Consider the following 13083-nt stretch of genomic DNA (forward strand, 5'->3'; position numbering starts at 1 on the left):
ATCGAACCCGGTGCAGACTACGTTGCTTCGAATGAACCTCTTGGGGGTATCGCGCCCATCCGTGAAGAGTTCCGCCCTTGCCCTGGTCATCGGGATCCTGCTGGCTCTGGGTCTGGCCGCACCGGTATCCGCCCAGGTGGACCAGTGCCGACCGCCAGGCGTGCAGAGCGCGAGCGCCCTGCCCACCAACCTGGCGGCCGCGGCAACCGGACCCGCCGCCGACAGGTACACCACCGACGGCGTCGTGCCGCTGGAGTCGGTCGACGTCAACGCACTCGGGCTCAGCCAGCCCGGCACGCTGACCGTCGGCACCCTGTCCGACGCACCCCCGAGCATCTGCATCGACTCGGCCGGCCAGTTCACCGGGTTCGACAACGAGCTACTGCGGGCGGTCGCCGACCGGCTCGGTCTGCGGATCAACTTCGTCGGCACCGAGTTCTCCGGGCTGCTGGCCCAGGTTGCGGCACGCCGGTTCGACGTCGGATCCTCGTCGATCACCACCACCGACGCCCGACGCAACACGGTCGGCTTCACCAACGGCTACGACTTCGGCTACTTCTCGCTGGTCGTGCCCAGCGGATCGGCGATCACCGGCTTCGACACGTTGGGACCCGGGCAGCGGATCGGGGTGGTGCAGGGCACCGTGCAGGAGGCCTATGTCATCGACACCCTGAACCTGCAGCCGGTGAAGTTCCCTGACTACAACACCGTCTACGCCAGCCTCAAGACCGGCCAAGTCGATGCGTGGGTGGCGCCGTCGCAGCAGGCGCAGGGCACCGTCCAGCCCGGGGATCCCACCGAGATCATCGAGAACACCTTCAGTTTGGACAATTTCATCGCATGGGCGGTCGCCGAGGACAACCAGCCGCTGATCGACGCGCTGAACTCCGGCCTGGACGCGGTGATCGCCGACGGCACCTGGTCTCGCCTCTACGCCGACTGGGTTCCCCGCGCGCTCCCACCGGGCTGGAAGCCCGGATCCAAATCCGCACCGGCGCCGCAACTGCCGGATTTCGCCGCCATCGCCGCGGCCAATCAGGACACGCGGCCGGCTGCCGCCCCCGCGCAGCCGAGATCGACCCTTTCCCAACTGGGTGCGTCGTTTTTGGACTGGGATCTCTATAAACAGGCCATCCCGGACCTGTTCAAGACCGGGCTGCCCAACACGCTCATCCTGACGATCGCGGCCAGCGTCATCGGGCTCATCCTCGGCATGGCGCTCGCCATCGCCGGTATATCCCGATCACGTTGGCTGCGTTGGCCGGCCCGGATCTACACCGACATCTTTCGCGGTCTGCCCGAGGTGGTGATCATCCTGTTGATCGGCCTCGGGGTCGGGCCCGTCGTCGGCCACCTCACCAACAACAACCCGTTCCCGCTGGGTATCGCGGCGCTCGGGCTGATGGCGGCCGCCTACGTCGGCGAGATCTTCCGGTCCGGAATCCAGAGCGTCGACTCCGGCCAGCTCGAGGCCTCCCGCGCACTGGGTTTCAGCTATTCGACCTCCATGCGGCTGGTGGTGGTGCCGCAGGGTGTCCGGCGGGTGCTGCCGGCGCTGATGAATCAGTTCATCTCGCTGCTGAAAGCCTCCTCGCTGGTGTACTTCCTCGGCCTGATCGCCAACCAGCGCGAGCTCTTCCAGGTCGGCCGCGATCTGAACGCCCAGACCGGTAACCTGTCCCCGCTGGTGGCCGCGGGATTGTTCTACCTCGCGCTGACGATCCCACTGACGCACCTGGTGAACTACATCGACGCGCGGCTGCGCCGTGGCCGCACGCCTGCCGAAGAGGATCCACTGGTGCTGGCGACCTCACAGGAGATGAACTGATGACGACTGCGGTTTCGTTGGCCGCCAAGGATATTCACCTGTCCTTCGGCAAGAGCGCGGTACTTCGCGGGGTCGATCTGGACGTCGCCGCCGGTTCCAGCACCGCGGTCATCGGGCCGTCCGGATCCGGAAAGTCCACCTTGCTGCGCACGTTGAACCGACTCTACGAACCCGACCGTGGCGACATCCTGCTCGACGGTCGCTCGGTGCTGCATGACAATCCCGACCAGCTGCGCCAGCGCATCGGCATGGTGTTCCAGCAGTTTCAGCTGTTCCCGCACCGCACGGTGCTGGACAACGTCACCCTGGCGCCGCGCAAGCTCAAGGGCCTGAGCACCGAACAAGCGCGCGAGCTCGGAATGGCGCAACTGGAGCGGGTCGGGCTGCGGAACAAGGCCGACGTCCGACCCGCCACCCTGTCCGGCGGCCAGCAGCAGCGCGTGGCGATCGCACGGGCACTGGCCATGAGCCCGCAGGTGATGTTCTTCGACGAGGCCACCTCGGCGCTGGATCCCGAACTGGTCAAAGGCGTGTTGAAGCTGATCGCCGACCTCGCGGCCGACGGGATGACGATGGTCGTGGTCACCCACGAGATGGGCTTCGCACGGTCGACGGCCGACACGGTCGTCTTCATGGACCACGGGCAGGTCGTCGAAACCGGACCTCCCGAGCAGCTATTCGAGGCGGCCGAGACGGACCGGCTGCGGCGGTTCCTGTCCCAGGTGCTCTAGGCCTGCCTGGGACGTGGTGTGGACAGGTCTCGACACTTTCGTCAAAATCCCTCCGACAGCACAACTCGGTCGCAGCGGTCAGGTTAGACTGCCTGCATTATGGTGCCCACCGAAGCACGGGTCAGCGAACTCGCCGGCGAATTGCAGCGAGTGTTGTCCAAGGTGCTGTCGGTCATGCGGCACACCGGTCGCACCGCGACCTCGGGCGACCTGACCCTGGCTCAATTGTCGATTCTGCTCACCCTGTTCGACCAGGGCCCGATGCGCATGACCGAGTTGGCCGCCCACGAGAAGGTCCGCACACCGACCACCACGGTCGCCATCCGCCGCCTGGAGAAACTCGGCCTGGTCAAGCGCGACCGCGACCCGTCCGATCTGCGGGCCGTCCTCGTCGACATCACCCCGGAAGGCCTGGCCCAACACCGGGAAGCGTTGGCGTCCAGGCAGGCTCACCTGGCGTCGTTGCTGAGCAAGCTCACCGAAGAGGAGCTCGACGCGCTGACCAAGGCGCTGGCACCGCTCGAGCGCATCGCCGAGTAGCGGTCAGCCCAGCCAATCCAACACCGCCGCAGCCGTCCACGACTGCTGCATGCTGCCCAGCGGTTCGCCGGTGAAGGGTTCGTAGTACTCGGCGAACGTGCCGTCGCTGGCCTGCCGCAAACCCTCACGGCGCAGTGTCGCCGACCGCTCGGCCCAGCCGCGGCGGGCAAAACACCAGGAGAACAGCCACGTCATCACCGGCCACACCGGTCCGCGCCAATACTCGCGGGGCCGGAAATCGCGCGACACCGGCGACGTGGACGGAATCAGCGCATAGGCGAGGTCGGGATGACCGCAGAACCGGGTGCCCTCCAACAGCTTGAGCAGCGCCCGCTCCCGGTCGTGCGGTAGCCCCCCGCACAGCAGCGGCGCGAACTGCGCCACCGTCTCGGTGGCGATCCACTTCTCCGCCCGCAGGTCGTAATCCCTTGCTGCACCTGTTCTTTCATCGGTGGCGTCGATGACTCCGGCGCGGAACCGGTCGGCCCAGGCGTACAGCTCGCGGACATCGGAATTGGGCCGCTTGTGGTCCTCGCCGATCTCGGCCAGCACCTGGCAGGCCACCGAGAGGATCGCCGAGACGAAGACGTCCTCCACCGCGAAACTCATGGACTTCGACAGCAACCGGTCGTCGTAGCGCGCGGACTTCATCTCCTCGAGCAACCACAGGTAGCGGTCGTACTCGGTGTCGGAGGGACGCTGGCTGGCGTCGGTGTTGATCTTGTTGTCCTCGCGCTGGTACTCCGGTACGTCGCCGGGAATCACGTTGGCGTACGCGCTGTCCCAGCGCGGGGAGTTGTCCATACCCGACTCCCACCCGTGATACACCGTGACCCGGCCGTGGCCGCGCTGATCGCGGCACTCGGCCAGCCATCGGTGCCAGCGCACCAGATCGCTCCACCGCCGGTCCAGAAACGCCTGGGCGACCGCACGGGTGGAGCGGCCCCGGTTGCGGGCGTGGTCGAGGATGCGCTGCACCGCGATGGCATGCACCGGCGGCTGCGTGATTCCCGAGGTATGGCGGCTGCGCGGGGCGTCGGTGGCCAGCGCCGAACAGGCCCACCGCGCAGGGCCCGGGAAATACCCGTCCACGCCGTTGGCGAACACGATGTGCGGGATCATGCCGTTACCCCACTGGGCCGACAACAGGGTGTCGAGCTCGACCACGGCGCGCTCGACCGACAGCGGTGCCAACCCGATCGCCACGAACGCCGCGTCCCAGCTCCACATGTGCGGATAGAGCAGGGGTGCGGCGGTGGTCATCACGCCGAGGTCGTTACCGCGCAGCAGGTAGGCCGCGCGGGCGGCCAGCTGGGTGGAGGTGAAGCTGGGATCAGGGGGCATCGTGATCCCATCATGCGACGACTTCGCCCGGCGCGCAGGTCGGTAGGGTTTCGGGTGTGCCGACCGCGATGATCACCGGAGCCTCGGGAGGGCTGGGAGCCGCCCTCGCCGAGGCGTTGGCCCCGACCCACACCCTGTTCCTGGCCGGCCGGCCGTCCCCGGCGCTGGACGCCGTCGCCGAGCGTTTCGGCGCCACCACCTGGCCGGTCGACCTGGCCGACCCGGACTCGATGCCTGCCGTCGTTGAGCCGATCGTCGAACTCGACGTGCTGATCCACAACGCCGGCGTCGCCTACCCCGGCCGGGTCGCGGAGTCCACCGTCGACGAGTGGCGGGCCACGATGACCGTCAACGTCGTCGGCACTGTCGCATTGACCCTGGAACTGCTGCCGGCGCTGCGCGCCACCGGCGGACACGTGGTGTTCATCAACTCCGGTGCCGGCATCAAGGCCTCGCCCGGCCTGGCGTCCTACACGGCGAGCAAGTTCGCGCTGCGCGGTTTCGCTGAATCGCTGCGCGCCGATGAGCCCGCGCTGCGGGTGACGTCGGTGCACCCCGGCCGGATCGCGACCGCGATGCAAGAGGACCTCGTCGCCTACGAAGGCCGCCCCTACGACCCGGCCCAGTTCCTGAGCCCGCAGACCGTGGCGCGGGTCACCGCGGACGCGATCAACGCGCCTGCCGACGCGCACGTCCAGGAGGTGATCGTCCGGCCGCGGTGACCCCGCAGCCGGACGTCACACCACGACGTTGACCAGGCGGCCGGGAACGACGATGACCTTCTTCGGTGTCCGGCCGTCCAGGAAGGCGACCACCTTCTCATCGGCCAGGGCAGCGGCTTCCACCGCGTCGACCGGAGCATCGGCGGCGACCGTGACCCGGCCGCGCACCTTGCCGTTCACCTGCACCGGGTACTCGGCGGTGTCCTCGACCAGGAACCGCTCGTCGGCCACCGGGAACGGGCCGTGTGCCAGCGAATTCCGGTGCCCCAACCGGCTCCACAGCTCCTCGGCCAGGTGCGGCGCCAGCGGGGCCACCATCAGCACCAGCGGTTCGAGCGCCGAGCGTGCCGTCACCGACTGCTTGGTCAGGTGGTTGGTGTACTCGATGAGCTTGGCGGCCGCGGTGTTGTTGCGCAGCGCGGCGTAGTCGTCGGCGGCGCCGGCGATGGTGCGGTGCAGCAGTCGCTGCGTCTGGTCATCGAGCGGTTGGTCGGTGGCCCGTGAGTCACCGGATTCCTCGTCGACGATCAGTCGCCAGACGCGTTGCAGGAAGCGATGCGCCCCGACCACATCCTTGGTGGCCCACGGCCGCGACGCTTCCAGCGGACCCATCGACATCTCGTACACCCGCAGGGTGTCCGCCCCATAGTTGTCGCAGATCTCGTCCGGCGACACCGAGTTCTTCAGGCTCTTGCCGATCTTGCCGAACTCCTGGTTGACCTCTGTCTCACCGTCGGGGCCTGGATACCAGAACTTGCCGTCGCGCTCGATCACCTCGGCGGCAGGCACGTAGGCGCCGCGCGCATCGGTGTAGGCGAACGCCTGGATGTAACCCTGGTTGACCAACCGCCGGTACGGTTCGCGGGAGCTGACATGGCCCAGGTCGTAGAGCACCTTGTGCCAGAACCGCGAATACAGCAGGTGCAGCACTGCGTGCTCGACGCCACCGACGTAGAGATCGACGCCGCCGGGGTCGCGGGGACCGTGCTCGGCCGGCCTCGGACCCATCCAGTACGCCTCGTTCTCCTTGGCGCACATGGCCTCCGCGTTGTGCGGATCGGTGTACCGCAGCTCGTACCAGGAGCTGCCCGCCCACTGCGGCATCACGTTGGTGTCCCGGGTGTACGGCTTGACACCGTCACCGAGGTCGAGTTCGACGTTCACCCAGTCGGCGGCCTTGGCCAGCGGCGGCGACGGTTCACTGTCGGCGTCGTCGGGATCGAACAGCACCGGCGAGTAATCCGGCACGTCGGGCAGCTCCACCGGCAGGAGCCGTTCCGGCAGACCGTGCGCTCGGCCATCGGCGTCGTAGACGATCGGGAACGGCTCACCCCAGTATCGTTGCCGGGCGAAAAGCCAATCCCGCAGCTTGTATTCGACCCGCGCCCGGCCCCGGCCGTCGGCGACCAGACGTTCGGTCATCGCCGCCTTCGCGGACTCGACGTCCATGCCGTCGAGGAAGCCCGAGTTCACCAGCACACCGTCGCCGGTGTAGGCCTCCACCGAGACGTCACCGCCGGAGACCACCTCCATGATCGGCAGGCCGAATTCGGTGGCGAAGTCCCAGTCACGCTGGTCACCGCTTGGCACCGCCATGATCGCACCGGTGCCGTACCCGGCCAGCACATAGTCTGCGATGAACACCGGAACCTGTTGCCCGTTCGCCGGATTCGTCGCGTAGGCGCCGACGAACACGCCGGTCTTGGTCTTGTTCTCCTGCCGCTCGAGATCCGATTTGGCCGCGATCGACGCGCGGTAGGCCACCACTGCATCCCGCGGGCTCGCCGCGCCCAAGGTCCACCGGCGGTCCACCCCGTCCGGCCACGCCTCGGCGACCAGTCGGTCCACCAGGTCGTGTTCGGGGGCCAGCACCAGGTAGGTCGCACCGAACAACGTGTCGGGCCGGGTGGTGAACACCTCGATATCACCCGCATGGGTTCCGAACAGGACCGAAGCGCCCGTCGAGCGGCCGATCCAGTTGCGCTGCATGGTCTTGACCTTGTCCGGCCAATCCAGCACGTCGAGGTCCTCCAGCAGCCGATCGGAATACGCGGTGATCCGCATCATCCACTGCCGCAACCGTTTCCGGAACACCGGGAAGTTGCCGCGCTCACTGCGACCGTCGGAGGTGACCTCCTCGTTGGCAAGCACTGTGCCCAGACCCGGGCACCAGTTCACCACCGAGTCGGACAGGTAGACCAGCCGATGTGCGTCCACCACATCGGCGCGCTCGCCTTCGCTCAGCTGCGCCCAGGTGCGCCCGTCGTCGAGCCGGCGGGTGCCGTCCTCGAACTCGTCGATCAGCTCCGCGATGGGGCGGGCCTTGTCGGCCTCCGGGTCGAACCATGCGTTGAAAATCTGCAGGAAGATCCACTGGGTCCACTTGTAGTACTCCACATCGGTGGTGGAGAAGCTGCGCCGGGAGTCGTGACCGAGTCCCAACCGGCCGAGCTGGCGCCGGAAGTTGACGATGTTGGCTTCGGTGCGGGTCCGCGGATGGGTTCCGGTCTGGATCGCGTACTGTTCGGCGGGCAGCCCGAACGCGTCGAACCCCAACGCGTGCAGCACATTACGGCCGGTCATCCGGTAGTACCTGGCGTATACGTCGGTGGCGATGTAGCCCAGCGGGTGCCCGACGTGCAGGCCCTCGCCGGACGGGTAGGGGAACATGTCCTGGACGAACATCTTGTCCGCGGGCACCGCCGAACCGTCGGCCGGTGCCAACGCGCCGACGGGGTTGGCCACGTCGAACGTGCCGTCCTGCGCCCACCGCTGCTGCCACACCTGTTCGATCTCACCGGCGAGTTCGGCGGTGTAACGGTGCCGGGGCACGTCATCTCCCGGCAGGCGCTCGCGGTCTCCCGACAAGCGCTCCTGCGAGGATTCGGTTCCGGTCGGCGTTTCAGTCACGCCATCAGGGTATAAGCACCCGATCGGCGGTATTGCCGGCCACGGGTAGGTCTCGGTTGCGCTACGGATGCGTCAGGGGTTGGTCCCGAGTCGATTCCAGCCCTGGTGGCGGCGTGACACGCGTGGATACATTTCTCGCCTGACGGTCATCACGCGTTGGGAAGGATTGCACTCGATGAGCGAAAACGCCCGCCACTGGCGGGTTCTGGCAGGGGGTGTCGGTGCCTGCGCCGCGGGAATCGCCGGCGCGCTGACCGTCGCCGCCGCGACGGCCTCGGCTCAGCCGATGGTTCCGCAGCCACCGCTGCCCGCACCTGCCACGGTGACGCAGACCGTCACGGTGGCGCCCAACGCCGCCATCGCCCCGGTCGGGCAGCCTGGTGTGACGCCCGCCACCGGCGGTGCGGCCGCCGTCCCGGCCGGCGTGAGCGCTCCCGCGGTGCCGGTGGTGCCCCCGCGCCCCGTGTCCACCATCGCGCCGGCGACATCAGGCACCCTCAGCGAGTTCTTCGCCGAGAAGGGCGTCACCATGGAGCCCCAGTCCAGCCAGGACTTCCGCGCACTCAACATCGTGCTGCCGATGCCCCGCGGCTGGGAGCACATCCCGGACCCGAACGTGCCGAACGCGTTTGCCGTGCTCGCCGACCGGGTCGGGGGCAACGGCTTGTACTCGTCGAATGCCCAGGTCATCGTCTACAAGCTGATCGGGGCGTTCGATCCGAAGGAGGCCATCAGCCACGGCTTCATCGACAGTCAGAAGCTGCCGGCCTGGCGGTCCACCGATGCGTCGCTGGCCGACTTCGGCGGTATGCCGTCGTCGCTGATCGAGGGCACCTACCGCGAGAACAACATGACGTTGAACACCTCGCGCCGCCACGTCATCGCCACCGTCGGCCCCGACAGCTACCTGGTGTCGCTGTCGGTCACCACCAGTGTCGATCAGGTCGTCGCCGCCGCCGACGCCACCGAGGCGATCGTCAAGGGTTTCAAGGTCAGCGTGCCCGGATCCGCCCCTGCGGCGCCTCCTGCCGGCGCGCCGGTGCCGCCGCCGCCTGCGGTACCGCCTCCAGCTCCCGCCGCCCCCGCCGTGGCGCCGCCGCCACAGCTGCTGGGGTTGCAGGGATAGACGGCGTCGTCCCCCGGGCGAAGCCTGGCGCCCGGGGGACGGCGGCCCATACTTCAGGGCCGTTCATCGGCCAGTTCACCACCCGTTTCGGCGCGTGTCGCCAGCACCGTATTCTGAGCCCATGTTCGTCGCCGCCGTGTTGAGCCTGTGTGCGGCCGTGGTGACCGCGGCGCTGGGCGCGTGGTCGCTGGCCCGCCGACCCTCCACCGATTACGTGCAACAGGTGCTGCGCGGCGTCGCGCCCACCCAGCTGGCCGCGGCGGTGATGCTCGCCGCAGGGGCTGCGGTCGCGTTGTCGGTGAGCTCGCCGATGGCGGTGGCGATTCTGGTGGTGTGCATCGTCGGTGCGCTTGCGACCGTCGGTGCCGGATGCTGGCAGAGCGCCAAGGCTGTCACCCGCCGCAATGCCCTGCAGGCCGTCGCTGCCGGCTCCGCGGGGTGCGGCAGCTCGTGCGCGTCGTGCACCCTGTCCTGCGACAGCTGACGGCGCTTCGGCGGCCGGCGAGGCGCGCCGAACCGCCCCTCAGTTGCGGCTGAGATCGATCGGGTGCGTCGCCAGCAGCGACACCGGCATCGGCTGCCGGCGCAGGATCCGGGCCCACAGGTCGACCCGCGGCTCCACCAGAACGTCGGACGGCAACGCGGACAACACAATCCAGTCATCGCGCTCGATCTCGCCCTCAAGCTGACCGATGGTCCAGCCCGAATAGCCGGCGAAGATCCGCACTCCTTCGATCAACGGTGCGACAGAAGCCGGGTCGGCGTCCAGGTCGACCATCGCGACCCGGCCCTGGACGTGTCGTAGCCCCGCCACGCCGGACGGGTCGACACCCACCCGCAACGTCGCCAGGCACAATGCGGCGTCGCGCTTCACCGGGCCTCCGATGAACATCGTCTTGGGCTTGGCCGCCAGCTTCGCCCACTGCGGCAGGACGTTGTACACCGCGGTCTCGCTGGCCCGGTTCAGCACCACCCCGAGAGTCCCGCCGTCGTTGTGTTCGACAACGTAGATCACGCTGCGCCGGAACGTCGGCTCCATCAGGTCGATATTGGCCAACAGCAGCGTGCCCGCGCGGACCCGGTGTGTCGCAGGGGCGACGAAATCCTCCGGATCTTCGTGCTGAGCCATCGGTCCATCATGTCACCACCGCTGCACGATCGTGGCGAACAAGCGCACCGCAGATGGATATTTGTACTGTGGGTCGGGTCGCGCCAGCCGACACCTCCAGACCCACTCCACCCACCAGCCCGCCCCAGGACGTGACCCTTGCCCGACGACCGTGCCCCCCGGACGTTGTGGCGTTCGGTGCGGGCGCTGCCCGAGTTCCGCAGGCTGCTCGAACTGCGGGCGGTCAGCCAGTTCGGCGACGGGCTGTTCCAGGCCGGTATCGCCGGGGCGATCCTGTTCAACCCCGAACGTGAAGCCGAACCGTGGGCTATCGCCGCCGCATTCGCCGTCCTGTTTCTGCCCTATTCCCTGCTCGGCCCATTCGCCGGCGCGCTGCTGGATCGCTGGGATCGCCGGCTGGTGCTCATCGGCGCCAACAGTGGGCGCCTGGCGGTACTCCTCACCGTTGCCGCACTGTTGGCGGCCGGCCGCTCCGACATCCCAATCCTGTTGAGCGCGTTGGTCGCCAATGGTTTCACCCGGTTCGTGTCCTCGGGATTGTCGGCCGCGCTGCCGCACGTGGTGCCCCGCGGTCAGGTGATCGCGATGAACTCGGTGGCCACCGCCACCACGTCGGTCGCGGCGTTCGCCGGGGCCGTCTTCATGCTGCTGCCGCGCTCGCTGTTCGGTGCCGGAGACGCCGGAGCCTCGATCACCATCGTGCTGGTGGCGGTGCCGGTGTCGGTGGCGCTGTGGCTGTCGGGGCGGTTCCCACCCCGGCTGCTCGGACCCGACGACAGCGTGCGCGCCGTCCACGGGTCGGTGGTGTACGCCGTGGCCACCGGCTGGGTGCACGGCGCGCGCACGGTGCTGGCGGTTCCGTCGGTCGCGGCGACGCTTTCGGGGCTGGCCGCCCACCGGATGGTGTTCGGCGTCAACACCCTGCTGGTGTTGGTGATGGTCCGCCACACCGAGGCCACCACGGTGGCCGGTTTCGGTACGACCGTTCTGTTCGTGTCGGCCGGTGGCGCGGGCCAGTTCCTGGCCACCGTGATCACGCCCAGCCTGGTCAAGAGGTGGGGCCGGTACGTGATCCCCAACGGGGCGCTGATGTTCGCCGCCGCCGTGCAGCTGTGCGGCGCGACGTTGCATCTTCCGGTGATGATCGTGTGTGGATTCTTGCTCGGCGCCGCCGGTCAAGTGGTCAAACTCTGCGCGGACACGGCGATGCAGATCGATGTCGACGACGCCCTGCGCGGTCACCTGTTCGCCGTGCAGGACTCGCTGTTCTGGGTGGCGTTCATCGCCGCGATTTCGGCGGCGGCATTCGTCATCCCGCCCGGCGGGCGCTCGGTCGGTTTGGCACTGGCCGGGGTCGGGCTCTACCTGATCGGGCTCACCGTGCACGCCACCGTCGGACGGCGCGGCAGGCGGCGCGGATAAGCTGTCCCGCATGGCCGGAGCAGCCCCGATCGTCGAGGATCTACGCGACGAGAGCGCTGATCTGGATGCGTTGGTGGCCGCGCTGCCACCCCAGCGGTGGGCGCTGCCGACCCCGGCCGCCGGCTGGACGATCGCCCACCAGATCGCCCACCTGCTGTGGACCGACCGGGTGGCGCTGACATCGGTCACCGACGAGTCCGGTTTCGCCACCGTCCTGGCCGAGGCGGCCCAGAACCCGGCCGGCTTCGTCGACGCCGGGGCCGCCGAACTCGCCGCGCGGCCCGCGGCCGAGCTGCTCGCCGACTGGCGGGCGACCCGCGCCGCACTGCACGACGCGCTGCTGACCGTCGCCGACGGCCGTAAGTTGCCGTGGTTCGGTCCGCCGATGAGCGCGGCGTCGATGGCGACCGCGCGGCTGATGGAGACCTGGGCGCACGGACTCGATGTCGCCGACGCCCTCGGAGTGTCGCGAGCGCCCACGGCCCGGCTGCGCTCGATCGCCCATATCGGGGTGCGCACCCGCGACTTCGCTTTCACCGTGCACGGGCTCACCCCGCCGCCGGAACCGTTCCACGTGAAACTATCCGCGCCGGAGGCGTCTGCGGGCGACGCCGAGTGGACCTGGGGCCCCGAGGACGCCGCCCAGCGGGTGACCGGTTCGGCGGAACATTTCTGCATGCTCGTCACGCAGCGACGGCCCCGGGCGGCGCTCGACGTCGCCGCAACCGGACCCGACGCCGAGAAATGGCTGAGCATCGCGCAGGCCTTCGCCGGCCCACCCGGACCCGGCCGCGGCTGACCCGGCGCCGCCGGAGACAGGTGGGGCTACAGGTAGTCGGCCGTGTCCGCGCCGCCGTCACCGTCCCCGTCGGCGAGCCGCACATCCCAGCGACCGTCCCCGTCGGTGTCCACCCAGGCCTGGGCGGCACCCCACGCACGGTCGGCCAATCCGTCACCGTCGGCGTCGACCAGTCGCTCCAGCGCTCCGTCACCGTCGAGGTCGACCGCGGGCAGGCCGGCGGGATGCTCGACACCGTCGAGGCCGAACCAGCGCAGCGCCGCACCACCGCGCTCGGCGGCGACCGACCAGGTTCCGGTGCCGTCGTCGGTGAAGAACGCCTCCGGGACGCCGTCGTCGTCGCGGTCCGACACCGCGTGGTCGGCGATCCCGTCACCGTCGAAGTCGGCGAGCAGATCGTCGATCAGCCCGTCGGCGTCGAGATCGAGCCCGACCGCGTCGAACACGCCGTCGCCGTCAAGGTCGGCATCGGCACCCGCCGTCCACATGGTGGCCGAGCCGTCGGGGTCACCCAGGCAGTAGTCCATACCTG

Annotated in this window: 12 protein-coding genes; 8 read left to right on the top strand and 4 right to left on the bottom strand. The window is 68.9% G+C overall.

The window, feature by feature from the left end; translation table 11 throughout:
- Positions 1-31: 31 nt before the first annotated feature.
- The 3 genes from ACNUDN_RS28005 to ACNUDN_RS28015 all read left to right on the top strand — a co-directional run bounded on the left by ACNUDN_RS28005 (position 32) and on the right by ACNUDN_RS28015 (position 3099).
- Positions 32-1828 carry an ABC transporter substrate-binding protein/permease gene (locus ACNUDN_RS28005; RefSeq protein WP_419124921.1) on the top strand — a complete coding sequence of 599 codons (1797 nt, stop codon included), beginning with the start codon at positions 32-34 and terminating at the stop codon, positions 1826-1828.
- Complete coding sequence (locus tag ACNUDN_RS28010; protein WP_419124922.1) at positions 1828-2559, top strand: amino acid ABC transporter ATP-binding protein; 732 nt, start codon at positions 1828-1830, stop codon at positions 2557-2559. The genes ACNUDN_RS28005 and ACNUDN_RS28010 overlap by 1 nt, the downstream gene beginning before the upstream one ends.
- Positions 2560-2658: 99 nt before the next feature.
- Entirely contained in the window at positions 2659-3099 is a 441-nt protein-coding gene (locus tag ACNUDN_RS28015) for a MarR family winged helix-turn-helix transcriptional regulator (protein ID WP_419124923.1), read from the top strand.
- Positions 3100-3102: 3 nt separating this feature from the next.
- Here ACNUDN_RS28015 and ggh read toward each other — a convergent pair whose 3' ends face one another.
- Entirely contained in the window at positions 3103-4443 is a 1341-nt protein-coding gene (gene ggh / locus ACNUDN_RS28020) for a glucosylglycerate hydrolase (RefSeq protein ID WP_419124924.1), read from the bottom strand.
- 56 nt (positions 4444-4499) lie between these two features.
- Between ggh and ACNUDN_RS28025 the strand changes: the two genes are divergently transcribed.
- Positions 4500-5165 (top strand): SDR family oxidoreductase, encoded by a 666-nt coding sequence (locus ACNUDN_RS28025; protein WP_419124925.1) that lies wholly within the window; start codon positions 4500-4502, stop codon positions 5163-5165.
- Between the two features lie 15 nt (positions 5166-5180).
- On the opposite strand, the gene leuS is transcribed toward ACNUDN_RS28025, so the two are convergent.
- Positions 5181-8075 carry a leucine--tRNA ligase gene (leuS, locus tag ACNUDN_RS28030; protein WP_419124926.1) on the bottom strand — a complete coding sequence of 965 codons (2895 nt, stop codon included), beginning with the start codon at positions 8073-8075 and terminating at the stop codon, positions 5181-5183.
- Positions 8076-8250: 175 nt separating this feature from the next.
- Here leuS and ACNUDN_RS28035 point away from each other — a divergent pair, with 175 nt between their 5' ends.
- Entirely contained in the window at positions 8251-9201 is a 951-nt protein-coding gene (locus tag ACNUDN_RS28035) for an LpqN/LpqT family lipoprotein (RefSeq protein WP_419124927.1), read from the top strand.
- A 121-nt stretch (positions 9202-9322) separates the two neighbouring features.
- On the top strand, positions 9323-9685 hold the full coding sequence (locus ACNUDN_RS28040) for a hypothetical protein (protein ID WP_419124928.1): 363 nt from the start codon (positions 9323-9325) through the stop codon (positions 9683-9685).
- Between the two features lie 39 nt (positions 9686-9724).
- On the opposite strand, the gene ACNUDN_RS28045 is transcribed toward ACNUDN_RS28040, so the two are convergent.
- Positions 9725-10330 carry a YqgE/AlgH family protein gene (locus ACNUDN_RS28045; RefSeq protein ID WP_419124929.1) on the bottom strand — a complete coding sequence of 202 codons (606 nt, stop codon included), beginning with the start codon at positions 10328-10330 and terminating at the stop codon, positions 9725-9727.
- A 138-nt stretch (positions 10331-10468) separates the two neighbouring features.
- On the opposite strand from ACNUDN_RS28045, the gene ACNUDN_RS28050 reads away from it, so the two are divergent.
- Together ACNUDN_RS28050 and ACNUDN_RS28055 are read left to right on the top strand one after the other, a co-directional pair.
- A complete protein-coding gene (locus tag ACNUDN_RS28050) occupies positions 10469-11752 on the top strand; it encodes an MFS transporter (protein ID WP_419124930.1) in 1284 nt (427 codons plus the stop codon).
- Positions 11753-11762: 10 nt separating this feature from the next.
- The gene (locus ACNUDN_RS28055) at positions 11763-12551 is read left to right on the top strand and encodes a TIGR03084 family metal-binding protein (RefSeq protein ID WP_419124931.1); all 789 of its coding nucleotides are present in this window, start codon (positions 11763-11765) and stop codon (positions 12549-12551) included.
- 26 nt (positions 12552-12577) lie between these two features.
- On the opposite strand, the gene ACNUDN_RS28060 is transcribed toward ACNUDN_RS28055, so the two are convergent.
- Positions 12578-13078 carry a pullulanase gene (locus ACNUDN_RS28060; protein ID WP_419124932.1) on the bottom strand — a complete coding sequence of 167 codons (501 nt, stop codon included), beginning with the start codon at positions 13076-13078 and terminating at the stop codon, positions 12578-12580.
- Between the last annotated feature and the right edge of the window lie 5 nt (positions 13079-13083).

The sequence above is a fragment of the Mycobacterium sp. smrl_JER01 genome (genome assembly GCF_048513595.2).
Lineage (GTDB): Bacteria > Actinomycetota > Actinomycetes > Mycobacteriales > Mycobacteriaceae > Mycobacterium.